Source organism: Streptomyces sp. NPDC053076, assembly GCF_044546845.1.
In the GTDB taxonomy this organism is placed as follows: domain Bacteria; phylum Actinomycetota; class Actinomycetes; order Streptomycetales; family Streptomycetaceae; genus Streptomyces.
Map to the genome: position 1 here is coordinate 551236 of NZ_JBITZL010000003.1, position 23164 is coordinate 574399.

Sequence of the window (23164 nt, forward strand, 5' to 3'; positions counted from 1 at the left end):
TGACAACGACCGGACCACGGGTGCGAAGATGGGCACGTCATGACTGTCAGTGGGTGGTGCCGCACGCTGCGGGCCGGTGTGTTCGCCGCCGCCTGCGTGCTGCTCGCCGCCCTCGGCCACGTGATGATGTCGGGCGTCCCGGTGCCGTGGTGGGCCATGGCGGCGGGAGCCGCCGGGACGGGTGTCGGTGGCTGGTGTCTCGCCGGCCGTGAGCGCGGACGCACGCTGATCGTCGCCGCCGTGGTCGCGGCCCAAACGGTGCTCCACGAGACCTTCTCCCTGGCCCAGTCGAGCGCCTCCGGGCCGCGTGCGGGGTCGTCCGGCCCGGCCTATGACATGGGCGCCATGGACATGGGCTCCATGCACATGGGCTCTACGCATATGGGCTCCATGCACATGGACGCCATGGACATGACGGGCATCGGGCACCTGGCGGCAGGCTCCATGACGCACACGGGGCCCGGCATGCACGGTGCGCACAGCATGGGAGGCGGCGCCACGTTCGGCATGTTCGCCGCCCACCTGCTCGCCGCCGTCCTGTGCGGCCTGTGGCTCGCGTACGGCGAACGCGCGGTCTTCCGCATCCTGCGGGCCATGGCCGCTCGCCTGGTGGCACCCCTGCGGATGCTGCTCGCCCTGCCCGTGCCGCCGTGCCGTCCGTCCGTGCGGAGGGGGCGCGACGCCGGACGCCCGCCCCTGGCACAGCTCCTTCTCTGTTACGCGATCGTCTCGCGGGGGCCACCCGTGGGTGCCGCTGTCGTCTGAGACAGCCGGATCCACCGGGGCTCCCCTCTTCTTCCCTTCTCAGCGGGTGTCTTCACCCCTGCCTGAGAAGACACACCGGCCGTGCCGCCGACAGCTCCTGACGAGCTCGCACGCACACGAGCCTGCGCGAGCCCCGGGCACCGCCGTACCCCCGTACGGCCGCACCCCACTCGCCGGAGAGCCACGGCCTCACCATGGGCCGGGCTCCGGATGACCTGAGAAGGACACCTCGTGATCACTTCTGTCCTGCCCGCTCCACGTACGCAGCGGGCCTCGACGGACGCCTCGGCGACCACCTGGGCGCTGGCCGCCCGCAGCGGTGACCCGGACGCGGCGGAACGCTTCGCGCGCGCCCTGCACGCCGACGTGCTGCGCTACGTCGCCCACCTGGGCGCGGATCCGCAGAACGTCGACGACCTGGCCCAGGACACCTTCGTGCGCGCGCTCGACAGCCTGCACAGGTTCGAGGGGCGCGCCTCGGCCCGGACGTGGCTGCTCTCCATCGCCCGCTGCGCGGTCGCCGACAGCTTCCGCCGCGCCGCCGTCCGGCCGCGGACGGCGGACACCCAGGACTGGCAGCTGGCCGTCGAATGGGCCCAGCCGTGCGGCCTGCCGGGCTTCGACGACGGCGTCGCACTTCTCGACCTGCTGGACAGGCTCCCCGACGCACGTCGCGAGGCGTTCGTGCTGACCCAGTTGGTGGGGTTGTCCTATGAGGAGGCGGCCCGGCTCGGTGGCTGTCCCGTGGGCACCGTCCGTTCCCGCGTGGCCCGCGCCCGGATGACCCTCATGGGCCTGCTCGCCGAGGCCGAGGGACTCGCCCCGAGCGTGGACGCCCGCAAGCCCGTCCGCCGCACATCCACACCGGCCGCCACGGCGGCCTGACGGTAAAGGGTGCCGGCGACGACCCCGCGGGAACGCGGGGGACGACGTCGGCACCCGCCCCAGTGGGCCGGTCACCGCCCGCTGTCCACCCCTTGCGTCCGCACGGGCACGTCACCCCGCCGGCATGGCATCGCACCGGGCCACAGCACTTGACCGAAAGTCGCGGGAACTCCTTCGGTCCGCTGTCCGACTACTGATGCGACGGCGCGGCACTACGCACGGCCGCGACATCGGTCAGGAGGGCCTCGTGACACCCGAGATGGAGAGAGCGTTCGCGGTGATCAGAAGCGAACACGGTGCTGAGTCGCTCAGCAGGGTGGAACGGATGCTGGAACCCGGAGGGGGCGGCCCCCGGCATCCGCTCCAGAAGGGAGCCAAGTGGATCCTGCCCGGACTGTCTCCCACCCCGTGGCACGAGCCCTACGCCTATCCGGAACTGACCCCGGTCGTCGAGGCCCTGGAATACGCTCATCCGGCCATCAAGGACGAGCTGAACTCGGCCTGGGCGGCTCACCGGGAGGGGTTCTCCGCCTACGAGCACTACCTGACCCGGCAGGAGGACTGGCAGGCTCTCTACGTCTACCGCGACGGGGCGCTGGTAGCGGAGTCGGCCGCCACCGTGCCCACCGCCCACAAGGTGCTCCAGGAGTTCGCCGTCGACACGGGGACGATATGCCCTCTCCTGGAATCCCACTTCTCGACTCTGCTCCCCGGGGCGTCCATCGCCCCGCACTGCGATCTGTGGAACTTCAGCATCAATCTGCATCTCGCCGTGGACATCCCCGACGGATGCGGCATCACCGTCGCCGGCGAGACCCGCTGCTGGCGGGAAGGGCGCTGCCTGCTCTTCGACTATTCCTTCGAACACGAGGCACGCAATGACGGAGACCGGCCGCGCACCTGTCTCCTGGTGGACCTCTGGCACCCGGAGACGACCCGTGCGGAGCGGCGGGCGCTGGTGGTGCTCGTCTCGGAGGTGAGGCGACTGATGGCAGACGTTTGACCGCCCGCGTATTCGTACCAACCGCTGTTTTCATTCCGCTGGTGAGGGGGACCGGGCGATGTCGGCACGACTGCCCCTGCTCGTCCTGGCGCTGGCTCAACTGGTCATCGCTCTCGACTACAACATCGTCTACGTGGCCCTCCCCGACATGGGTGCCGGCCTCGGCTTCTCGGCACCCGACCTGCAGTGGGTGGTGAGCGCCTACGTCGTGACGACGGGGGGCTTCCTGCTGCTGGGTGGCCGGGCCGCGGATCTGCTGGGCCGGCGGCGGATGTTCGTCGCCGCGGCACTGACATACGCGGGCTCGTCGCTGGCGGGCGGGTTCTCGGAGACTCCGGGAGCACTGGTCGCCGTGCGGGCCGTCCAGGGCGTCGGTGGATCCCTGCTGTTCCCCGCCACCTTGGCCCTGATCAACACGATCTACGCCGAAGGACCGGCCCGGAACAGGGCGTTGGCGGTATGGGGAGCCGCGGGGGCCGGCGGCCTCTGCTTCGGCTCCCTGCTCGGCGGCGTGTTGGTGGAGGCGTTCGGCTGGCCGTCGGTGTTCTTCGTCAACGTCCCGGTGGCGGTGGCGATCGCGTGCGCGGGCCGCGTGCTGTTTCCCGCGGACGCCCCGCGGACCGAGGCGCGGAGATTCGACATGACGGGCGCGCTGACCGGCACCGGAGGCACAACCCTCCTGGTGTTCGTGTTGGTCCACGCGCCCGCGACCGGATGGAGCAGCCCGTCCGTCCTTGTGAGCGCGGTGCTGTCGCTGACTCTGCTGGCGCTCTTCGCCCTTGTCGAGACGCGCTCGCGCGATCCGCTGGTGCCCACCCGGCTGTTCGGGCACCGCGGGCTCCTCGTCGCGATGGCGGTGACCGCGGGCTACAGCGCCACCTTCGGCTCGCTCCCGTACTTCCTGACGCTCTACTTCCAGAACGTGCGCGGCTACAGCGCGCTCGCGACCGGACTCGCCTTCCTCGTCCCGGCCGTGGTGGTCGCTGCCGGAACCCAGGTGGGGGAGCGGGCCGTTGCCGTAGTAGGCGTGCGCCGTATGCTCGGCGGCGGCATGGCCCTCGGCGCGGCCGGAGCCGCAGCCCTCGGCCTCGCGCTCACCGAGCACGGCTCCTACCCCCTGTTGCTGCCGGGCATCGTCCTGCTCGGTCTGGGGCAGGGAGCCGCCTGGACCGGTATGTGGATCACCGCCGCGGCCGGTGTCGCACCCGGCGACCAGGGCGTGGCCTCGGGGCTCGCCTCCGCCAGCCTCCAGGTCGGTGGCGCGGTGGGTCTCGCGGTGCTGGTGGCGCTGGCCGGTGCGGCCGGCCCGCAGGTCGCGGACGGCACCCCGCTGGCCGGCATAAGGGCCGCCGTGTTCGCGACGGCGGCCGGAATCGCCTGCATCGTGCCGCTGACCCTCACCCGACGCAGAGCGACCACAGCCCCCTAGCCCCCTCCCGCCGACTCCGTTCCGTCCGGGCGCCTTTGGAACTCCCGGCTGCTGCCGTTCCCGTCCCGTCCGGGCGCCGGCGACTCCCGGGCGCCTCGAGCCACCTTTGTCCTCTCCCTCCGGGCACCCCCGGAGGCCCCACCCCTGGAGAACCGCCGTGACCATCATCGCTCCCGGCCCGCCCGCCGCCGTCCTGTGCGGACTCGCCGGCTGGGTGCCGCCCCGCGTCGTCACCAACGACGAACTGGCCGAGCGGCTCGACACCGACGACGCCTGGATCCGCACCCGCACCGGAATCCGCCGCCGTCATGTCATCGAGCCCGGCCAGGCGACCTCGGACCTGGCCGTGGAGGCCGGACGCCGTGCGCTGCGTCATGCCGGAGGCGGCTCCGTCGACGCGGTGATCGTCACCACGACGACACCGGACCGCCCCTGCCCCGCCACCGCGCCCGCCGTGGCCGCCCGGCTGGGCCTGGCCGGGGCCGCGGCCTTCGACGTCGGAGCCGTGTGCACGGGGTTCGTGTACGGTCTCGCCACCGCCGCCGGCCTGATCACGTCCGGCGTCGCCGAACGGGTCCTCCTCATCGGCGCGGACACCTACTCCACGATCGTGGACCCGTTGGACCGGGCCAACGCGATCATCTTCGGCGACGGCGCGGGAGCCGTGGTGCTGCGAGCCGGACAAGCCGTCGACCCCGGCGCGGTCGGCCGCTTCGACCTCGGCAGTGACGGCGCGCACGAGGACCTGATCACGGTCACCGCTGGTGGCTCCCGACGGAACTCCACCGGCGGCGAAGTGCAGCGCCCCGACCCGCGCTTCGCCATGCGCGGCAACGAGGTCTACCGCCACGCGGTGACCCGCATGGCCGAGTCCGCCCGGGCCGTCCTCGGCACGGCGGGCTGGAAGATCGACGACGTCGACCACTTCGTGCCCCATCAGGCCAACCTGCGCATCCTGCACTCCGTAGCCGACGACCTCGGTCTGCCGAGGGAACGCTGTGTCGTCCACGTCGACTCCGTCGGGAACACCGGTGCCGCCTCCGTCCCGCTCGCCCTGACCGACGCGTTCACCCGGCAGGCCATCCGCCCCGGCGACCGGCTGCTGCTCACCGCCTTCGGCGGCGGCCTCACCTGGGGCTCCTGCCTGCTGACCTGGCCCGAACTTCCTCCCATACCCGCCTACCCGGACGACCAAGGGGACGAGACCGCCTCATGAACACCTCCACCTACGACCGACTCACCGAGATCCTCGCGAAGTCGCACGGCATCCCGACCGACCGCCTCAGCCCCGATGCCACCCTCGCCGAACTCGACGTCGACTCGCTCACGATGGTCGAGATCAGCATCCGCATCGAGCGCGACCTCGGCGTCATGGTGCACGACAGCGAGCTGCGCCCCACCCTCACCCTCGGCGGCACCGCGGCACTGATCGACGCCAAGAAGACCCGCTGACCTCCGACGAAGGAAGACCCCCATGAAGATCACCGACCAGCCCGGCTCGGCCCTCGGCGCCACCGTCGAGGACTTCGACCACGCCGGCGCGTCCGACGCGGACATCGAGGCGCTCAAGCGGACCGTCTACACGAAGAAGATCGCCGTCCTGAAGGGGCAGCACCTGTCCCCGCGGCAGTTCCTGGATCTCGGCAAGCGTCTCGGCCGCCCCGAGACCTACTACGAGCCGATGTACCACCACCCCGAGATCAAGGAGATCTTCGTCTCCTCCAACGTCCCGGAGAACGGCAAGCAAATAGGTGTGCCGAAGACGGGCAAGTTCTGGCACGCCGACTACCAGTTCATGCCCGACCCCTTCGGCATCACCCTGATCCACCCCCAGGTCGTTCCCCGGAAGAACCGCGGCACCTACTTCATCGACATGGGCCGGGCCCACGAAAGACTCCCCCAGGACCTGAAGAAGGAGATCGCCGGCACCTACTGCCGGCACTCGGTCCGCAAGTACTTCAAGATCCGCCCGCACGACGTCTACCGCCCGCTCTCGGAGATCCTCGAAGAGGTCGAGCGCAAGACGCCGGCCGTCCGGCAGCCCACCACCTTCGTCCACCCGCTCACCGGTGAAACGGTCCTGTACATCAGCGAGGGCTTCACCGTCGGCATCGAGGACGCGGACGGCGAGCCGCTGGACGACGACCTGCTCCAGCGCCTCTTCGAGGCCACCGGCCAGCTCGACGACTCCTTCGGGCACGACAACATCCACCTGCAGAGCTTCGAGCGGGGCGACCTGCTGATCTGGGACAACCGCAGCCTCATCCATCGCGCCCGGCACACGGCCACCCCGGAACCGACCGTCTCCTATCGCGTCACCGTCCACGACGAGCACGCGCTGCACGACGGGATACGGCTGCCATGACCACACCCGCCGTCGACCGCTCGTACACCACCGACGTCGACCTGCTCGCACGGGTCCTGGTGCCGTACAAGGAGCACTGCAAGTACCTGCAGTCCGCCCACGTCACCTCCGGCCTCGAAGGCACGTCGGCCCGCTGCGAGTTCGCCATCCCGGAGTCCTGCTACATCGACGACACCGGTCACCTGAACTCCGTCGAGGTGAACATCGCCTACAACCAGATGATGTACTACCTGGTCGCCAAGTCCGTGAAGGAAGGACTGCTCGCCGGGCTCGACGACTGGACCCTGGACGACTTCTGGCGCCACCAGCTCCCGGACATCCTCATTGCCCGCTTCGAGGGCACCTACCGGCGTCCCGTCAACCCGCGCTCTTTCTTGGGGGAGATGGCGTTCCAGTCCGTCACCCGGCGTGAGCCCGGCGGCGGCGAACCGTTCCTCCACGCCGAGACCTCCTACCGCTACTGGGACGCCGACGGCGGCCGCTGCGACGGCCGGGTAACGCTCGCATTCGTCAACGTCCGCTGAGCCGTCGAAGGGACCGCCCATGGAGACGCTCGTCCAGACCATCCGCTTCCACGCCGACCACCGACCCGACACCCCGGCCGTGCTCTGCGAGGGCCGCAGCCTGACGTACGGACAACTGCACCGGGAGAGCGGCCGAACGGCCCACGCGATCCGGGCCGCCGGGCTCACCGAGGGCGACCGCGTCGCGTACCTGGGCAAGGAGTCCGAGCACTACTACGAGATCCTCCTCGGCTGCGCCAAGAGCGGCACCGTCCTGGTGCCCGTCAACTGGCGGCTCACCGCACCCGAGGTGAGCCACATCCTCCAGGACTCCGGAACCCGACTCCTCTTCCTGGAGCAGGAGTTCGCACCCGTCGTCGAGCGCATGCCCACCGCGCCGCCCGAGACGGTCGTACCCCTCGGCCCGGACTTCGCGGAGTGGAAGGCCGCACAGCCGGACGGCGAAACGACGACGCACGTCACCGCCGAAACCCCGGTCGCCCAGCTCTACACCAGCGGTACGACCGGACTCCCCAAGGGTGTCGTGCTCGCGCACCGCAGCTTCTTCGCCATCCGCGAGGCCCTGGCGAGCGAGGGGCTCGACTGGATCGACTGGCGGGAGGGCGACATCGCCCTCGTCGGCATCCCCGGCTTCCACATCGGCGGCCTGTGGTGGGCCACGCAGAACCTCAACGCCGGGACGACGATCGTGGTGATGCCCGCCTTCGCCGCCCGGCAGGCCGTCGACCTGATCCGCGACCTCCGCATCAGCACGGCCTGCGTGGTCCCCGCCATGCTCCGCATGATGCTCACCGAACCGGGAGTCGGCGCCCAGGACTTCACCACCCTGCGCAAGACCGTCTACGGCGGATCGCCGATCTCCGAGAGCCTGCTGGAGAAGAGCCTCGCCGTACTGGACTGCGAGTTCGCGCAGATCTACGGGCTCACGGAGACGGGCAACACCGCCGTCTGTCTCCCACCGCACGACCATGTTCCCGGAGGACCGCGCATGCAGGCCGCGGGCCGTCCCTACCCGGGTGTCCGGGTCAAGGTGATCGACGACGAGGGCGGGGAACTGCCGTCCGGCGAGATCGGCGAGGTCTGCCTGCACACCCCGGCCCGGATGGTGGAGTACTGGGGGCTGTCCGACATGACCGCGCAGACACTGGTCGACGGCTGGATCCACACCGGCGACGCCGGGTACATCGACCAGGACGGCTACCTCTTCATCCGGGACCGGATCAAGGACGCCGTCCTCGTCGCAGGCGAGAACGTCTACCCGGCGGAGATCGAGAACGTGCTGGAGAGCCACCCGGGTGTGGCCGAAGCGGTGATCGTCGGAGCGCCCGACGAGCGCTGGGGCGAACGGGTCCACGCCTTCGTCGTCCCGGCCGGCGGGTCCGGACCCACCCCACGGGACCTGCACACCTTCCTGGTCCCACGGCTCGCCGCCTTCAAGCTGCCCTCGGCTTACGAGTTCATCGACCGCGTGCCGCGCAACCCCAGCGGCAAGGTCCTCCGCCGCGAACTGCGAGACCGCTTCTGGGGCGACTCCGCCCGCAAGGTCAACTGAGGCCGCCGAGCACGCCGTGAAGAACACCGCCGCGGTGAACAACCGCCGTGAAGAACACCGCCGCGGTGAACAACCGCCGTGAAGAACACCGCCGCGGTGAACAACCGTCGTGAAGAACACCGTCGTGAAGAACACCGTCCTGATGAACGCCGTCGTGGAGAGAACCCACATGCCTGAATCCCTCACCCTGGAGAGCTTCCGCGCCGACCTCGCGGAGTTCCTGTACCTGCGGCCCGACGAAATCGACCTGGAGGAGAACCCGTTGGACGCGGGCCTGGACTCCCTGCGCATCGTCACCCTGCTCGAACGGTGGCAGGCCGCAGGCGCGGACGTCGGCTTCGTGGACCTCGGCGAGTGCACCTCCTTCGCCCAGTGGTGGCAGCTGCTGGCCGAGCGGCAGGGAGGTACGGCACGTGCCGACACCTGAGCCCCCACCCCGCCACCCGCTGCTTGCCGCCCAGGAAGGCATCTGGACCGGCCAGCAACTCGACCCGGACAGCCCCGCCTACAACACGGCCGAGTACGTGCGCGTCGAAGGCCCGGTGGACGCCGGCGCCCTGGACACCGCACTGCACCACGTCGTCGCCGAGACCGAGGCCCTCAACGTCACCTACGCCGTGGACGGCGAAGGCCGACCCTGGGAGGTCGGGACCCCGGCCGGTGACTGGCGGTTGCACACGGTCGACTTCACCGCCGAGCCGGACCCGCATGCCGCCGCGCTCGCCTGGATGACCGCTGACATGGCCCGACCGGTGGACCTCACCCGGGGCCCCGTGTTCGGCCACGCCCTGCTGAAAACCGCCGGTGACCGGTATCTCTGGTACCACCGCGTCCACCACATCGCCCTCGACGGCTTCGGCCTCTCGCTGGTGGCCCGCCGGGTGGCCGAGGTCTACACGGCCCTCATGGCGGGCGAACCCGTGCCCGGCAGCGGTTACGGGACCCTTCAGTCCGTGCGCGCCGAGGAAGCCGCCTACCGGCGTTCCGCCCGCTACGCCGAGGACCGCGCCTACTGGACCGACCGGTACGCGGACCGCCCCCCGGTGGCCACCCCGGCCGGCCGCTCGGCGCTGCCCGCCCGCACCGTCCACCGCCGCGTCAGGGATCTGGACGCCGCCCGGGCCGACGTCCTGCGCGCGGTGGCCCGCGAGCTGTCGGTGACCTGGTCCGAGGTGCTGCTCGCGGCGACCGTGGCCCACCTGCACCGGGTCACCGGAGCACCGGAGATCGTCCTGAGCCTGCCGGCCATGGGCCGTCTCGGCTCCGTGTCGCTGCGCGTACCGGCCATGGTCCGCAACATCCTGCCGCTGCGTGTCGCCGTCCTGGCCGACGACAGTCCGCGTGACCTCGCCACCCGCGTCTCCCGCGAACTGCGCGCCGGTCTGCCGCACCAGCGCTACCGCTACGAACGACTCCGGCGCGACCTGCGGCTGGTGGGCGGTCAGCGGCGACTCTCCGGCCCCGGCGTGAACATCATGCCGTTCGCGTACGACCTGCGTTTCGCGGGGCACCGCAGCACCGTCCACAACGTGTCCGCGGGCCCCGTGGACGACCTTGCGGTCAACGTGTACGACCGCTCCGACGGCACCGGGCTGCGCATCGCGGTGGACGCCAACCCCGACCTGTACGAGGAGGCGGACGTCACCGCCTTCCAGGAGGGACTGCTCGCCCTGCTCGATGAGATGGTGGCGGCCCCTGACCGCCCCTTGCGTCCGCCCGCCGAACCGGCCCTGTCCGGTGATCCCCTGCCGGCCGCACCGGCGCTGGACGGCGGCCCGTTGCTCGCCGTACCGGCCCTGGACGGCGGCCCGTTGCTCGCCGTACCGGCCCTGGACGACGATCCCCTGCCAGCCGTGGCGGTGCTGGACGGCGGCCCGCTGCCCGTCCCCGCCCACCCGGTGCTGAGCCTCATCGCCGACCACGCCGCCCGGTGCGGCGGAGCCGTCGCCGTGGAGCACGGCGGGGACAGCGTCACCTACGCCGAACTCCTCGGCGGCGCCCGTGAGACAGCCCGCCGCTTGGCGGCCCGGGGCATCGGCCGGGGCGACCTGGTGGCCGTGGCGCTGCCCCGGGGCGTCGAGGCCGTCACCGCCGTCCTCGGCGTGCTGCTGTCAGGCGCGGCCTACTGCCCCCTCGACCCGGCCGCCCCCGCCGGCCGGACAGCGCGGCTGATGAGCGAGGCCCCACCCGCTCTGGTGCTCACCACCGGCACCCGTGCGGGCCTCTTCGCGGGCACGCCCGTCCTCGCGGTCGACGAGCCGGAGTCGCCCCGGGGCCCGACGCCACCACCGCCGGCACCCCAGGACCCCGCCTACGTCATCCACACCTCCGGCTCGACCGGTCGCCCGAAGGGCGTCGAGATCAGCCACGGCGCCCTCGCGCACTTCGTGGCGGGCGCCACCCGGCGCTACGGACTGCGTCGCGAGGACCGCGTCCTGCAGTTCGCACCGCTGCACTTCGACGCCAGTGTGGAGGAACTGTTCCTCACCCTGTGCGTGGGTGCCACCCTCGTCATACGCGCCGACGAGATGACGCAGTCGGTCCCGCGGTTCCTGGCCGACTGCGCACGGCTGGACGTGAGCGTCCTGGATCTGCCCACCGCCTACTGGCACGAACTGGCCTACACGCTCTCGACGGGCACGACGGCCCTGCCCCGAGGGGTGCGGGCCGTCGTCATCGGCGGTGAGGCGGCGCTCCCCGAACGGGTGGAACGCTGGCGCAAGGCCGTCGGCACGTCGGTCGAGCTGTTCAACACCTACGGCCCGACCGAGGCGACGGTGGTCGCCACGGTCGCCGACCTCCACGACCCCCGGCTCGCCCCCGGCGACGTCCCCATCGGGCTGCCGCTGCCCGGCACCCGGGCCGCCGTCGTCGGCGGGGAGCTGTACCTGCTGGGCGACAACCTGGCCCTCGGCTACCGCGGGGCCGGCGCGTTCGAGGACACCCGGTTCGCCTCCCTTGCCGCACTGCCCGGCGGCCCGCGCGCCTACCGCACGGGCGACCTGGTGCACATCGGCGATGACGGGCAACTGCGGTTCCGCGGCCGGGCGGACGACGAGTTCAAGATCAGCGGTCACCGTGTGCACCCCACCGAGATCGAGAGCGCCTTGCTGACCCACCCCCGGATCGTGGAGGCCGCGGTCGCCGGACAGACCCTCGCGGACGGCACCCGGCGCCTCACGGCCCACCTGGTCACCGGCTCTCCGGCTCCGTCGGCCTCCGAGGTGAGGGCACATCTGCGGACGACGCTACCGGCGGCGATGATCCCCTCCGCCGTCGCATTCCACGCCCGCCTGCCGCGCACGGGATCCGGCAAGATCGACCGACGGGCGCTGAGCACGCCCGCGGCGACACAGGGGCCCACCGTCGGCAGCCGGCTGGAGCGGACGATCGTCGGCTGCTGGCAGCGGATCCTGGGCGCCGACGACGTCAGCGCCGACGACGACGTCTTCGACCTGGGCGCCCAGTCCCTCCAGGCCATCCAGGTCGCCAACCGCCTCGGTGCCGAACTGGGCCGAGACATCCGGGTCGCCTGGCTCTTCCAGTACCCCACCGCTGCCGAACTCGCCCGCTTCCTCGACGACCGGCCGGCCGCCGCCGCTGTCCCCGCGCCCCTGCTGGACGACATCACCCTCGAACCCGGCATCCGGCCCGGGGCCGGCCGCAGCCCGGCCGTGCCCCGGCGCATCCTGCTGACCGGAGCCACCGGCTTCGTGGGTGCACACCTGCTGGCGGAACTCCTGGCCACCACGGAAGCCGAGATCGTCTGCACTGTCCGCGCACGCACCACCGCTCACGCCCTGGCCCGCGTCAGCCAGGCTCTGGAGCACCACGACCTCTCGCTGCCGGAAGCGATGAAACAGCGCGTCACCGCCGTCCCCGGCGACCTCGCCCGCCCCGGCCTCGGTCTGGCACCGGACACCCTCGGAGAACTGGCCGAGACCTGCGACGCGTTCTTCCACAACGCTGCGACGGTCAGCGTCATGCGTGAGTACGGCACCCTGCGCGCCACCAACACGGACTCCACCCGGCACCTGCTGGGCCTCGCCGCGGCACGCGCCATTCCCCTCCACTACGTCTCCACGCTGTCGGTGGCTCCGCCCGCGGGCCTCAGCCCGGAAGTACCGGAGGCTTTCCTGGCGCCCCACCCCGGCCTGCGGTACGGCTACCAGCAGTCGAAGTGGGCCTCCGAGCGCCTCCTCGAACAGGCCGCCGAGCGTGGTCTGCCGGTCAGCGTGCACCGCCTGGGCCGAGTGATCGGGACGGCCGGCACCGGATACGTCAACGCGGGCGACTTCCTGTGGAGTGTGCTGCGGGCCGGCATCCCGGCAGGCATCGTGCCGGAGTTGTTCGAGGACGAGATCTGGACGCCGGTGGACTACATCGCCAAGTCCGTGGTGCACCTCGGCCTCAACGCCACGGGGCCGGTGTTCAACCACGCGGCCGTACCGCGGACGCGGCTGAGTGACCTCTACGACTGGGTCGAGGAGTACGGCTACGGCGTACGACGGCTGCCGCTGCCCGAGTGGTGCGCTCAGTTGCCCCGCACGGCCGATGTCGCCGCCACCACCCTCGCCTTCTTCGACTCGCACGGGGTGAGCGGGAGCGACGGCCACGACCTGCGCCTCGGGCGGGTGCACGCTGACAACGTGCGCGAGGGACTGCGGGACAGCGGCATCACCTGTCCGCCGGTCGGCCGGGACCTGGTGTTCCGGTACCTCGACCGGTGCGTGGCCACGGGTGACCTGCCCGTACCGGCCGGAAGAGGACGCCGGTCGGCGTCGCCCGCGAAGTAGTCGGCCCGCCCCGGGAACTCACGACCCCGACGCCGCGACTACTGGACCGGAACACCACCGAGCCCCGCGAGCAAGGAGCCAGCATGTCCCACGAACGGCCGGTCGCCACAGCCCTGGCCGCGGCCCTCTGTCTGGTCACGGCGGCATGCGCCGACTCCTCGACGGACGAAGCGGCGGGCGGCCGGCCGGCCCGGGCCGCCTCGAAGACCGGGTACCCGGTGACCATCGACAACTGTGGACGGAGCGAGACCTTCGAGCAGCCCCCCAGCCGCGTGGTCGTCATGAACGGCGCCTCGGTGGCCGAGGTCTCCACGCTCCTCGCCCTCGGCCTCGGCGACAGAATCGTCGCCAACGAGCAGTCCTATGGCATGAGCGAGGTACCGGGCCGGGTCAAGGCCATCAAGGCGCTGCCCACCGGGAACATCGAACTGAACGACGCCTACGACATCCCCCGCGAGGCGATGCTCGGCCTGCGCCCGGATCTGGTGCTGTCCACGACGTCGTACGGCTTCGACGAGAAGAACGGCTTCGCCACGCGTGACCAGTTGAAGCAGGTGGCGGCCAACACCTACGTCTCCCCGCAGGGCTGCGAGCAGGACACCTCGAAGATGACCGTCGCCGACAGCTACACGCTGCTGCGCGACCTGGGCAGGATCTTCAATGTCCCCGGTCGCGCGGAGAACCTGATCGCGGCCGCCAAGAAGCGCATCGACGGCATCGCCGCCAAGGTCAAGGGCCGGAAGGCACCCAAGGTGATGGTGCTCTTCTCCAACATGTCCATGGGCGGGAACGCCTTCAGCTCCGTCGTCGCCCACGGCATCTACAACGACATCCTCGCCAAGGCCGGCGGCTCCAATGCCTTCGAGTCGGCGTCCAAGACCTCCTTCGCCGACCTGAGCAAGGAGAAGGTGGCCGCCACCGACGTCGACGCGCTCGTCGTCATCGGCTACAACGACCCCAACCCGGCGGCCTACGCCAGGAAACTGCTGAAGGAGTTCCCCCAGTGGCCGGCCGCCAGGAAGAACAAGTACGTGGTGCTGTCCGACTCGATGTACCTCGGCCCCAGCAACGCCCTGGCGGTCGAGGAGATCGCGAAGCTGCTGCACCCGGACGCCTTCTGACCGGGCCGACCCGACTGCGGGCCATCCTGGCCTTCACCTTCCTTCCCGTCGCGCTGATGGCCACCATGATCGTGGCGATCAGCATCGGCGCGGTCACCATCCCGCTGGGCGAGGTGTGGGGCATCGTCTGGCACCACGTCAGCGGCCAGGGCACGGCCGGTGACCTCGCGACCGACCAGATCGTCTGGAACTTCCGCACGCCACGCGTCGTTCTGGCGGCCCTGGTCGGCGCGGGCCTGGCCGTGTCGGGTGCGGTGCTGCAGACCGTGGTGGCCAATCCGCTCGCCGACCCCGTCGTCCTCGGCTTCTCCCACGGCGCCACGCTCGGCGCGGTGCTGGTCATCACCTTGGGCGGCGGCGTGGCGCTCGCCGGACTCGGGGTGTCGGCAGCGGCCTTCCTCGGCGCGGTGGCGGCGGGCGCACTGGTGTTCGCGCTCGGCCGGCGACGCGGCCGGATGGCCCCCACCCGGCTGGTCCTCGCCGGGGTCGCGGTCGGCTATGTCTTCCTCTCGGCGACGAGTTACGTCCAGTTGCAGGCGACGCCGACGGAGCTGCGTACGGTGATGTTCTGGATGCTGGGCAGCGTGGCGGGCGCCCAGTGGGACCAACTGCCCACGGTCACCGTCGTGGTGCTGGCCGGCACCGTCCTCCTGACCCTCTTCGGCCGACGGCTCAACGTCCTGCTGGCCGGAGACGACTCCGCCACCGCGCTCGGTGTCGACGTCGACCGCCTGCGCGCGGCGTTGCTGGTGCTCAGCGCGCTGCTCACCGGAACCGTCATCGCCGTCGCCGGCAGCATCGGGTTCGTCGGCCTGATGATCCCGCATCTGGTCCGCCTCACCTGCGGTGCCGACCACCGCCGGCTGCTGCCGCTGACCGCTCTGCTCGGCGCGCTCTACCTGGTCCTCGTCGACCTGCTCTCCCGCACCCTCAACCGTCCCAACGAACTCCCGCTGGGCATCCTCACCGCTCTGTTGGGCGCTCCCTTCTTCCTGTGGCTGCTGCGCCGCAACAAGGGCCTGGACTGAACCCATGAGACTGACCGTCGACCGACTTCACATCACCCTGGACCGCAACCCGATCCTCAACGGCGTGAACCTTGAGGCCCGCAAGGGCGACATCGTCGGCCTCGTCGGCCCCAACGGCAGCGGTAAGTCCACCCTCCTGCGCGCCGTGTACCGCTCACTTCGCCCCGCGCAGGGCGCGGTCCGGGTCGGCGAAGACGACGTATGGGCGCTGTCCCCCCGAACGGCGGCCCGTCGCACGGCCGCCGTTCTCCAGGACGCCACCGGCAACACCACCGGCCTGACCGTCACCGAGATCGTCGCGCTCGGCCGCGCACCCCACCACGGCCTGCTGGGACGCGACGGCGCCGAGGACCACCGGGCCGTGGCCGATGCCATCGACCGCTGCGGTGTGCGACCGTACGCGGACCGGGAGTACGCCTCCCTGTCCGGCGGCGAGCGCCAACGCGTGCTGCTGGCACGGGCCTTGGCGCAGGACCCCCAACTGCTCGTGCTCGACGAGCTGACCAACCACCTGGACATCCGCGCCCGGTTCGAGCTGCTGGACCTGATCAGGGCCACCGGTGTCACCACGCTGGCGGTCCTGCACGACCTCGACCTGGCCGCCCGCCTCTGCGATCACCTGGTCGTCCTGCACGAGGGTTCCGTGGTGGCAGCCGGACCGGTCCTGGTCGTGCTGTCCCCGCAGCTCCTGGCCGACGTCTTCGGCGTACGCGCCCACGCCGAACGCCACGCCGACGGCGTCGTCCGGATCACCTACGCGGCTCAGCCACTTACCCGTGGCCGCGGTGCCGAGGACGGGGAGGCGGTGCGCGCCGGACAATGACGTGCCGTGATCCGCGCCGTGCCCGCGCGCGATCCGAGGCCTTTGACTTCGGGCGTCGCCCCGGCCCGCGGCCGAGCCCTCGCGGGCCCGCGGTCATCTCCGTGCCGGACCCCTCGTTCACCCCTTTGGGTCAAGTGGCGGCACAACCGGCTCAGCCAGGTGGGAAGCCGCGCGCTATGTGGACGCGAACGGGGTAAAGGGACGGCGACCGGCCGACGAGCTGTGACGAGGAGCCAGACATGACCGATGACGCTTACCTGTTTCTCGTGGACGATCCGGCTGAGACGCTCGGTGTGCCACCGGCCGAGGTGGGACCGCCGGCCTGTATGGAGACGCCCGCGGTGCGCGCGTGGCTCGACGCCCAGGGAGTGTCGGCCCTGTCCCCGCGGCTGCGGCTGGTGTCCCCTGAGGAGACCGAGGCCATCGAAGAGGGGGCGGAACGGCTGCCGGTCCCGTTGGGCGAGGAGGAACTGAGCCGGTTGCGCCACCGGACGGCTCCGCAGGCCCTGGCGGCGGTCGAAGACGAACTGCTCGCCTACCGGGACTGCGCGCACGGACGAGACGAGCTGCTCGCCCGTGCGCTGGCCGCGGGCGTCGCGCCCCACCGCATCGCCGAACTCACCGGCGAGGACCTGCGGGCGGTCAGGGCCGCGGCGACCCGCTGAGCGGCCTCGGCCCGTGGCCGGCCGCACCGGGAACATCACTACGGCGTCGCACAGCCGGCCGAGCCCACGGGAGTGTTGTTGCCGGTGGAGGTGGCGGTGAAGCCGAAGGTGGTGCTGCCGTCGGCCGCGGCGTGTTCTCACGCGGTCGCGCAGGCGGCCCCGTTGAGGCTGAAGCCGCCGGGCCTGGCGAAGCTTCCGCTGTAGGTGCCCTGAAGCCCGAAGGTGACCTTGGCGCCGGGCTGGATCTGGGCGTTGTAGGCCAGGCTGCTGGCTGTGACGGTTCCCGAGGCGGGGGAGGCGGCCGCGTTCCAGGCGCTGGTGATGCGCTGCCCGGCGGGCAGGGCGAAAGCGAGCTGCCAGCCGTCGACCGGGGTGGAACCGGTGTTGGTGACGGTGACGTCGGCGGTGAAGCCGCCCGGCCAGACGTTCGTCGCGTACGTCACCGCGCAAGCCGCGGGGTTTCCGGGGCCGCCGGTGTTGATGGTGGAGGAGAAGGCGGTGACGGCGAGACCGGCGCCGTTCTGCCAGGGCTCGAATCCCGCCTGAACACTCGTCAGGTACCAGCTGCGCTGCGCGAGTCCCCGGGCGACGGCCTGCCGGACGAAGTCCATGACGTCGAAGTTCCAGCTGGTGATCGCCGACGGGGCGACGAAGGACAACACGTCGTTGGAGCCGTTGTTGCCGGACCACACCTGCCACTGGCGCCCGGCGACGGTGGCGCTGCCGACCTGTGAGCCCACGGGCTGGATAGGACCGGCCTTGTTGAACCAGACCATGATCTCGGTCCGGTTGACGCCGTCGGTGCGGGGTGTGGGGTCGAGCCAGATGTCGTACGCGGCGTCGTACACGGCGTCGCCCACGTAGGTGTACGAGATGGCCGTGGGCGCGCTGGAGACGGTGCTGAGCTGGGCCGGAAGGTTGGTGCCGGGGGAGCAGTTGGTGTAGTGACAGCCGTTGTAGACCGACGGGTAGGACTTCGGGGCGCCGTTGGTGGGCACCGAGCCGTCGGCCTGGGTGATCCGGAATCCGGTGTCGGTGGCGCTGATGCACTGAGCTTCGCTGGTGCCCCAGCGGTTGTTCTGGACGACGTAGCGGCCCTGGATCGTCGTCGAACCGAACTGTTCGCAGATCGCGGTGTCGGCCTGGGCGGCCGAGGCGGTGGTGAGCAGGGCCGCCAGGGTGGCGAGCGAGGCGAGCAGCGCGCCGAACAAGCCACGCGCTCGGCGGGCATGGTGCTGTGACGGTCGCATGCGGGTCCTCTCCGGTGAGGCGGGGAGTGGTGTGGGAGCTTCTCCGGCATGGATTGGGAGCGCTCCCATTCGCGCGGTTTCACGGGGACTGTAGGGACTGGGTCATGGCCCTGACAAGGGTTGCGCACGCGACCTGTCGAAGCGATTTCGAAGGAGCAGGTCGCAGGGGTGTGATTCCTGGGGGCGGCCTTCTGGGAGCGCTCCCGAAGGAACGGCGAACGGGGCGAAGGGATGGCGTGCGTGAGCGAAGGGACGGCCTTCGTGACCGAGGGGGCGGCGGACGGGGCCGGAGGGATGGTGTGCGGGACAGAAGGGGCGGCGGTCGGGGCCGGAGGGATGGTGTGCGGGACAGAAGGGGCGGCGGTCGTGAGGGAAGGAGCGGAGTACCCGGCCGAAGAGCGGCGTGGATGACTGAAGGTCAGGCGGATTCGCGCAGGACCAGTTCGGTCCGCAGGATGACATGCCGCCAGGCCACGGCGGGCTCCTCCAACTCCTCCAGGAGCAGCCGGACCATGACCCGGCCGATCTCCGTCAGCGGCTGACGGACCGTGGACAACCGCGGCTCGGTTCGCTCGGCCAGCGGAAAGTCGTCGAAACCGATGACGGCGACATCCTGAGGAACCCGGCGCCCGGTCGCGCGCAGCGCCCGCAGCGCACCGGCCGCCGTGGTGTCCGACGCGGCCAGCACGCCGTCGATCTCCGGATGCCGTTCGAGGAGGCGGGCCATGGCACGCTGACCGCTCTCCTCGGTGAAGTCGCCCTCGGCGATCCAGGACCCGTCGGCGTCCAGGCCGGCCGACGCGAGGGCCTCGCGGTAGCCCCGCAGCCGGCACTGGGCGACGTACATGTCGAGCGGCCCGGTGATCGTGGCGATGGCCCGCCGGCCCGTGGCCAGCAGGTGCGCGACCGCGCCGCGGGCGCCTCCGGTGTTGTCCGCGTCGACATAGCTGACGCGCTCGTCGCCCGAGCGGCGTCCCAGCAACACGGTCGGCAACCGGGCCTCGGCGAGCATGTCCGGCAACGGATCGCCGGCGTGCACGGACATCAGCAGCACACCGTCGACCCGGCCGCCGCGGGCGTACTCCAGGAAGCGCCGCCGTTCGGTGTCCGAACGGACCAGGGTCAGCAGCAGCTGCATCCCGGTGTCGGCCAACGCGTCGCCGAGCGCGCTGACGATCTCGGAGAAGAAGGGCTCGGCGAACAGCCGCCAGTCCGGCTCGGTCATGACGAGTGCGACGGCGTCGGCGCGCCGCCCGGCCAGGGACCGGGCCGCCAGATTGGGCACGTACCCGAGTTCGGCGATGGCCTGCTGCACCGCGCGGCGCGTCGAATCCTTCACCCCTGCCGCGTTGTTGACGACGCGCGAGACCGTGCCCCGGCCCACTCCGGCGCGCGCGGCCACCTCCTCCAGCGTCGGCGTATCAGGGCGACGCCTGCCCATGACCATCTCCCCCCCCACGAACTCGCCGCTTCCACGGGCTCCGCTACGCCGGCCCCCCGGCGGCCACCGTATCGCCGAGCAGCCCGACTGTTGCCTCCTCGGCCCCGCAGTGGGTACCCGGAGCAGACGTTCCATCAGGGGAGGGCGGGCGTCCGGCAGTCGCTTCTTCGCCTACAAGGGCCTCGAATTGATGCCCAGATGGTTCGTGATCCTGGTGGCGGTGCTCGCGGCGATCGGAATCGCCCTGGCCGTCGTGCGCAGGCGGTGACAGTCCGCGACCCAGGTGTGAGCGGTGGTGTGGGCCTCCTCCTCATACGGTTCCGGCCCCTCGTCGTCGTACGGCTCGGGCTCGGCATACTCATCGGTGTCCTCGGCGTCGAGCTCGCCGTCGTACTGGCCAGTTCGGCGATCAGTGCGCGGTCAGCACCGCCCACGGTGGCTGAGGAAAGCGGCCGGCGCGGATCCGCACGGCCCCCACGATCCGGCCGGGCGTCTCGGCGGCGGTGTGCCGGCTGAGCACGCGCAGGGCCGAGGCGCACCCGGAGAAGGGGCAGCGTCACGGCGGTTTCACCACTGGATGAGCAGGTGGCGGGGCCCGCGCAGCATGGCGTTCTGTCGGTACGGGGGCGGGTCCTGGACCAGGCGGGCCGTGCCGAGGTGGGGGAGCAGTGCGCCGAGCGCGGCCTGGGCTTCGAGGCGGGCGACGGGAGCGCCGTAGCAGAGGTGGATGCCGCTGCCGAAGCCGAAGTGCTGGTTGTCCGGTCGGGTGGGGTCGAACCGGTCGGGGTCCGCGAATCGCTTCGGGTCGCGGTTGCCCGAGGCCAGGACCAGGATGACGGAGGTGCCCTTCGCAAGCGTCGTGCCGGCGACGTCGATGTCGGCGTGGGGGACCCGTTCGCGCATGTGGACCGGGGGCTCGTAGCGCAGCAGTTCCTCGATCGCTCGCGGCAGCAGGTCGGGTTCGCGGCGCAGTTGGTCGAGGTGCTCGGGCCGCCGCAGGAGGGTGAGGACGCCGTTGGCGATGAGGTTGACCGTGGTCTCGTGCCCTGCGATGAACAACAGCACGGCCGTCTCCGCGAGTTCCTCGGGGGTGAGGCGCAGCTCCGGGTCCGGTTCGTTGACGAAGGCGGAGAGCATGTCGCCGCTCGGCTTGCCACGGCGCTGCTCGGCGAGGCCCACCAGGTATCCGCCCATCTCGACCCGCGCCCGGTCGCCCGCCTTGTCCGTCTCGGTGGTGTCCGCGTCGGTCCGTACGTCGGCGGCTGTGACCAGTGCGTCCGACCACGCCCGGAAGAGCGGCTCGTCCTCGCGCGGCACGCCGAGCAGGCGGCAGATCACCGCGACGGGCAGCGGGTAGGCGAAGTCGTCGACGATGTCGATCTGCCGGGCCGCCTCGAAGGGCTCCAGCAGTTCCTTGGTGATGCGGTCGACCTCGCCGCGCATGCCGTCGACCCGCGCCGGGCTGTGCGGGGGTCCGAAGGGGCGCATGGCCAAAGTGCGCAGCCGGTGGTGCTCTGGATCGTCGAGCCGGAGGAACGGCGGCTTGTGCGTCAATGCGCCACGGGTGCGGGGATCGGCACTCATCCGCGGGTCGTGGAGCAGGGCGGCGATCTCGTGGTACGTACCGACCAGGCAGCTGCCGTCGGGCTGCGGGACCACGGGCCCTGCCTCCCGCAGCTCCGTGTACAGCGGATAGGGGTCGGGGCGGCTGGCGTAGTCGGTGATCCGTGCCAGCAGGGTCTCGGAGTCCATGGTGGCTCCTCGTCGTGAAAGGTGGGTCAGCGCGTGGGCCGCACCACGGTCAGCCGGCGGTCGGGCAGGTATCCGGTGAGCGCCACGGTGGGGCCGTGGGAGAGCACGGACGGATCCGGCACGTCGGACGGGATCGGCACATCGGCGGCGATCGCCCGGTCCGCCGCGCCGGGCGGGGGCGGGAACGGGGCGGCCGTCTCGATCAGGTGCCGGTAGTAGTCCAGCGACTTGGCCATGTCGACGGTGACCGCCGCGGTGACTCGCCCCTGGTAGCCGTAGACCATGGCCAGGCGGCGTGCCTCCAGGGAGCCCTGGGCGATGACCACGTGGTCGGAGTAGGTGGGCACGCCGACGGACTTGATGTTGAGCCCGAACTGGGTCGACCAGAACGTCGGGATGGCCAGGTGCGGGCGCTGCAACGGTCCGGGGTTGACCATGTTGTGGGCCGCCACCTCGGCCTGCTCGACCGCGTTGCCCCAGTGTTCCAGGGACAGCATCTGGTAGCCGAACAGGGGGTGAGGGAAGCGGGAGACGTCGCCGGCCACGAAGACGTCGTCGGTGACGATCCCGTACATGGTGAAGGCGTGACAGCCGGCGTCACAGGCGATCCCGCGCGGGCCCGCCGCCAGCCCGGACTCGGCCAGCCACTCGACATTGCGGACCGCGCCCAGCGCCACCACGCACACGTCGGCGTCGACACGGCTGCCGTCGGACAGCTGCGCGCCGGTGAAGCTGCCGTTCCCGTTCAGGGCGGTCACCGTGACTCCGGTGCGCAGGTCCACCCCGTGGTTGCGGTGCATGACGGCCGCCAGCTTCGACAGGGTGCCGCCGAGGGCGCCCACCAGCGGCGCCGGGCCGCGTTCGGCGACCGTGACGTCCAGTCCGAGTTCCCGGCAGGCGGAGGCGATCTCCGAGCCGGTGAAGCCGCCGCCGATCACCAGCACCCGCTCCGGCCCGGCGGCCAGCCGCTCGGCCAGCCCTCCGGCATCCTCACGGGTACGCAGGGTGAACACCCCGTCCAGGGCGCCCTCCTCCGGATCGGGCCAGGGCCGGGCGCGGGTGCCGGTGGCGATCAGCAGCCGGTCGTACGGCAGTGACTCGCCGTCCTCCAGCAGCACCCGTTTCGTCAGCGGGTCCACACCGGTGGCTCGTACGCCCAGCCGCCATTCGGCGTCCGGATCCCGGCGCATCGGCAGCCCGGTGGTGTCCGCCGTCGCCTGTCCGAGCAACACCTGCTTGGACAGCGGGGGCCGGTCGTAGGGCGGGTGGGGCTCGTCGCCGATCACGGTCAGCGAGCCGGTGAAGCCCTCCTCGCGCAGCGCCTCCGCGGCTCTCAGCCCGGCCAGTGACGCGCCGACGATGACGATCCGGCCGTTCTTGAGGTCATCGGGCACCGCCGCTCACCTCTTCCCCGAGGAGGATCGCCTGCACCGGGCACGCCGCCGCGGCCTGACGCACGCGCTCCACCTGGTCGTCCGGGACGGCCGTGGCGTACAGCAGTCCCTCCTCGCCGTGCAGCTCGAACACCTCGGGCGCGAGGAACACGCACTGTGCGTAGCCCTGGCAGCGTGTGAGGTCGACAACGGTCTGCATCGTCCACCACTTCCTCCGTTGTCACGTCCCCCTCTTCCCAGCATGGAGGCAGGACCCGCGGTGCGCACGGCAACGCCGGGGGCGGCGGCCCCCGAACATCAGGAAGGGCGCCGGGCCGCAGCCGGGACGGCCCAGGGGCGAAGGCTGTCCCCACGAGGGCGAGAGGGCGAAC

Annotated in this window: 20 protein-coding genes; 15 read left to right on the top strand and 5 right to left on the bottom strand. The window is 71.4% G+C overall.

Annotated features, from left to right (window positions below; all coding sequences use genetic code 11):
- Positions 1 to 39: 39 nt before the first annotated feature.
- The 15 genes from ACIGYR_RS15815 (at position 40) to ACIGYR_RS15885 (ending at position 16956) form a co-directional block, all read left to right on the top strand.
- On the top strand, positions 40 to 765 hold the full coding sequence (locus ACIGYR_RS15815; RefSeq protein ID WP_399599577.1) for a hypothetical protein: 726 nt from the start codon (positions 40 to 42) through the stop codon (positions 763 to 765).
- 231 nt (positions 766 to 996) lie between these two features.
- Entirely contained in the window at positions 997 to 1650 is a 654-nt protein-coding gene (locus ACIGYR_RS15820; RefSeq protein ID WP_399599580.1) for a sigma factor-like helix-turn-helix DNA-binding protein, read from the top strand.
- A gap of 247 nt (positions 1651 to 1897) precedes the next feature.
- On the top strand, positions 1898 to 2653 hold the full coding sequence (locus ACIGYR_RS15825) for an aspartyl/asparaginyl beta-hydroxylase domain-containing protein (protein WP_399599582.1): 756 nt from the start codon (positions 1898 to 1900) through the stop codon (positions 2651 to 2653).
- 58 nt (positions 2654 to 2711) lie between these two features.
- Positions 2712 to 4082 carry an MFS transporter gene (locus ACIGYR_RS15830; RefSeq protein WP_399599585.1) on the top strand — a complete coding sequence of 457 codons (1371 nt, stop codon included), beginning with the start codon at positions 2712 to 2714 and terminating at the stop codon, positions 4080 to 4082.
- Between the two features lie 157 nt (positions 4083 to 4239).
- Positions 4240 to 5298, top strand: coding sequence for a beta-ketoacyl-ACP synthase III (locus tag ACIGYR_RS15835; protein ID WP_399599588.1), 1059 nt, complete (start codon positions 4240 to 4242; stop codon positions 5296 to 5298).
- A complete protein-coding gene (locus ACIGYR_RS15840; RefSeq protein ID WP_391842574.1) occupies positions 5295 to 5534 on the top strand; it encodes an acyl carrier protein in 240 nt (79 codons plus the stop codon). The genes ACIGYR_RS15835 and ACIGYR_RS15840 overlap by 4 nt, the downstream gene beginning before the upstream one ends.
- 22 nt (positions 5535 to 5556) lie before the next feature.
- Positions 5557 to 6447: a TauD/TfdA dioxygenase family protein gene (locus ACIGYR_RS15845; RefSeq protein ID WP_399599591.1), complete on the top strand. Its 891-nt coding sequence runs from the start codon at positions 5557 to 5559 to the stop codon at positions 6445 to 6447.
- Positions 6444 to 6971: an FcoT family thioesterase gene (locus tag ACIGYR_RS15850; protein WP_399599593.1), complete on the top strand. Its 528-nt coding sequence runs from the start codon at positions 6444 to 6446 to the stop codon at positions 6969 to 6971. The genes ACIGYR_RS15845 and ACIGYR_RS15850 overlap by 4 nt, the downstream gene beginning before the upstream one ends.
- 19 nt (positions 6972 to 6990) lie before the next feature.
- Positions 6991 to 8523, top strand: a complete 1533-nt coding sequence (locus ACIGYR_RS15855) for a long-chain-fatty-acid--CoA ligase (protein WP_399599596.1) — start codon at positions 6991 to 6993, stop codon at positions 8521 to 8523.
- A 169-nt stretch (positions 8524 to 8692) separates the two neighbouring features.
- Complete coding sequence (locus tag ACIGYR_RS15860; protein WP_399600236.1) at positions 8693 to 8950, top strand: phosphopantetheine-binding protein; 258 nt, start codon at positions 8693 to 8695, stop codon at positions 8948 to 8950.
- Positions 8937 to 13319, top strand: a complete 4383-nt coding sequence (locus ACIGYR_RS15865; protein ID WP_399599598.1) for an amino acid adenylation domain-containing protein — start codon at positions 8937 to 8939, stop codon at positions 13317 to 13319. Before ACIGYR_RS15860 ends, ACIGYR_RS15865 begins: the two co-directional genes overlap by 14 nt.
- An 83-nt stretch (positions 13320 to 13402) precedes the next feature.
- On the top strand, positions 13403 to 14440 hold the full coding sequence (locus ACIGYR_RS15870) for an ABC transporter substrate-binding protein (protein WP_399599600.1): 1038 nt from the start codon (positions 13403 to 13405) through the stop codon (positions 14438 to 14440).
- A gap of 65 nt (positions 14441 to 14505) precedes the next feature.
- The gene (locus ACIGYR_RS15875) at positions 14506 to 15468 is read left to right on the top strand and encodes a FecCD family ABC transporter permease (protein WP_391843123.1); all 963 of its coding nucleotides are present in this window, start codon (positions 14506 to 14508) and stop codon (positions 15466 to 15468) included.
- 4 nt (positions 15469 to 15472) lie between these two features.
- A complete protein-coding gene (locus ACIGYR_RS15880; RefSeq protein WP_399599603.1) occupies positions 15473 to 16291 on the top strand; it encodes an ABC transporter ATP-binding protein in 819 nt (272 codons plus the stop codon).
- A gap of 239 nt (positions 16292 to 16530) precedes the next feature.
- Positions 16531 to 16956, top strand: coding sequence for a DUF6003 family protein (locus ACIGYR_RS15885; RefSeq protein ID WP_399599606.1), 426 nt, complete (start codon positions 16531 to 16533; stop codon positions 16954 to 16956).
- Between the two features lie 137 nt (positions 16957 to 17093).
- On the opposite strand, the gene ACIGYR_RS15890 is transcribed toward ACIGYR_RS15885, so the two are convergent.
- From ACIGYR_RS15890 to ACIGYR_RS15910, 5 genes are all read right to left on the bottom strand, one after another.
- A complete protein-coding gene (locus ACIGYR_RS15890; protein ID WP_399599609.1) occupies positions 17094 to 18206 on the bottom strand; it encodes a cellulose binding domain-containing protein in 1113 nt (370 codons plus the stop codon).
- A 418-nt stretch (positions 18207 to 18624) separates the two neighbouring features.
- Positions 18625 to 19647: a LacI family DNA-binding transcriptional regulator gene (locus tag ACIGYR_RS15895; protein ID WP_399599612.1), complete on the bottom strand. Its 1023-nt coding sequence runs from the start codon at positions 19645 to 19647 to the stop codon at positions 18625 to 18627.
- A 567-nt stretch (positions 19648 to 20214) separates the two neighbouring features.
- Positions 20215 to 21399: a cytochrome P450 gene (locus ACIGYR_RS15900; protein WP_399599614.1), complete on the bottom strand. Its 1185-nt coding sequence runs from the start codon at positions 21397 to 21399 to the stop codon at positions 20215 to 20217.
- A gap of 26 nt (positions 21400 to 21425) precedes the next feature.
- Positions 21426 to 22793 (bottom strand): NAD(P)/FAD-dependent oxidoreductase, encoded by a 1368-nt coding sequence (locus ACIGYR_RS15905; protein WP_399599616.1) that lies wholly within the window; start codon positions 22791 to 22793, stop codon positions 21426 to 21428.
- Entirely contained in the window at positions 22783 to 22992 is a 210-nt protein-coding gene (locus ACIGYR_RS15910) for a ferredoxin (protein WP_383095055.1), read from the bottom strand. Before ACIGYR_RS15910 ends, ACIGYR_RS15905 begins: the two co-directional genes overlap by 11 nt.
- Between the last annotated feature and the right edge of the window lie 172 nt (positions 22993 to 23164).

Coding starts and splice junctions, on each gene's coding strand:
- ACIGYR_RS15870 (WP_399599600.1), top strand. CDS start 13,403: ATGTCCCACGAACGGCCGGTCGCCACAGCCCTGGCCGCGGCCCTCTGT.
- ACIGYR_RS15840 (WP_391842574.1), top strand. CDS start 5,295: ATGAACACCTCCACCTACGACCGACTCACCGAGATCCTCGCGAAGTCG.
- ACIGYR_RS15860 (WP_399600236.1), top strand. CDS start 8,693: ATGCCTGAATCCCTCACCCTGGAGAGCTTCCGCGCCGACCTCGCGGAG.
- ACIGYR_RS15850 (WP_399599593.1), top strand. CDS start 6,444: ATGACCACACCCGCCGTCGACCGCTCGTACACCACCGACGTCGACCTG.
- ACIGYR_RS15830 (WP_399599585.1), top strand. CDS start 2,712: ATGTCGGCACGACTGCCCCTGCTCGTCCTGGCGCTGGCTCAACTGGTC.
- ACIGYR_RS15815 (WP_399599577.1), top strand. CDS start 40: ATGACTGTCAGTGGGTGGTGCCGCACGCTGCGGGCCGGTGTGTTCGCC.
- ACIGYR_RS15885 (WP_399599606.1), top strand. CDS start 16,531: ATGACCGATGACGCTTACCTGTTTCTCGTGGACGATCCGGCTGAGACG.
- ACIGYR_RS15880 (WP_399599603.1), top strand. CDS start 15,473: ATGAGACTGACCGTCGACCGACTTCACATCACCCTGGACCGCAACCCG.
- ACIGYR_RS15890 (WP_399599609.1), bottom strand. CDS start 18,206: ATGCGACCGTCACAGCACCATGCCCGCCGAGCGCGTGGCTTGTTCGGC.
- ACIGYR_RS15855 (WP_399599596.1), top strand. CDS start 6,991: ATGGAGACGCTCGTCCAGACCATCCGCTTCCACGCCGACCACCGACCC.
- ACIGYR_RS15910 (WP_383095055.1), bottom strand. CDS start 22,992: ATGCAGACCGTTGTCGACCTCACACGCTGCCAGGGCTACGCACAGTGC.
- ACIGYR_RS15900 (WP_399599614.1), bottom strand. CDS start 21,399: ATGGACTCCGAGACCCTGCTGGCACGGATCACCGACTACGCCAGCCGC.
- ACIGYR_RS15845 (WP_399599591.1), top strand. CDS start 5,557: ATGAAGATCACCGACCAGCCCGGCTCGGCCCTCGGCGCCACCGTCGAG.
- ACIGYR_RS15895 (WP_399599612.1), bottom strand. CDS start 19,647: ATGGGCAGGCGTCGCCCTGATACGCCGACGCTGGAGGAGGTGGCCGCG.
- ACIGYR_RS15875 (WP_391843123.1), top strand. CDS start 14,506: ATGATCGTGGCGATCAGCATCGGCGCGGTCACCATCCCGCTGGGCGAG.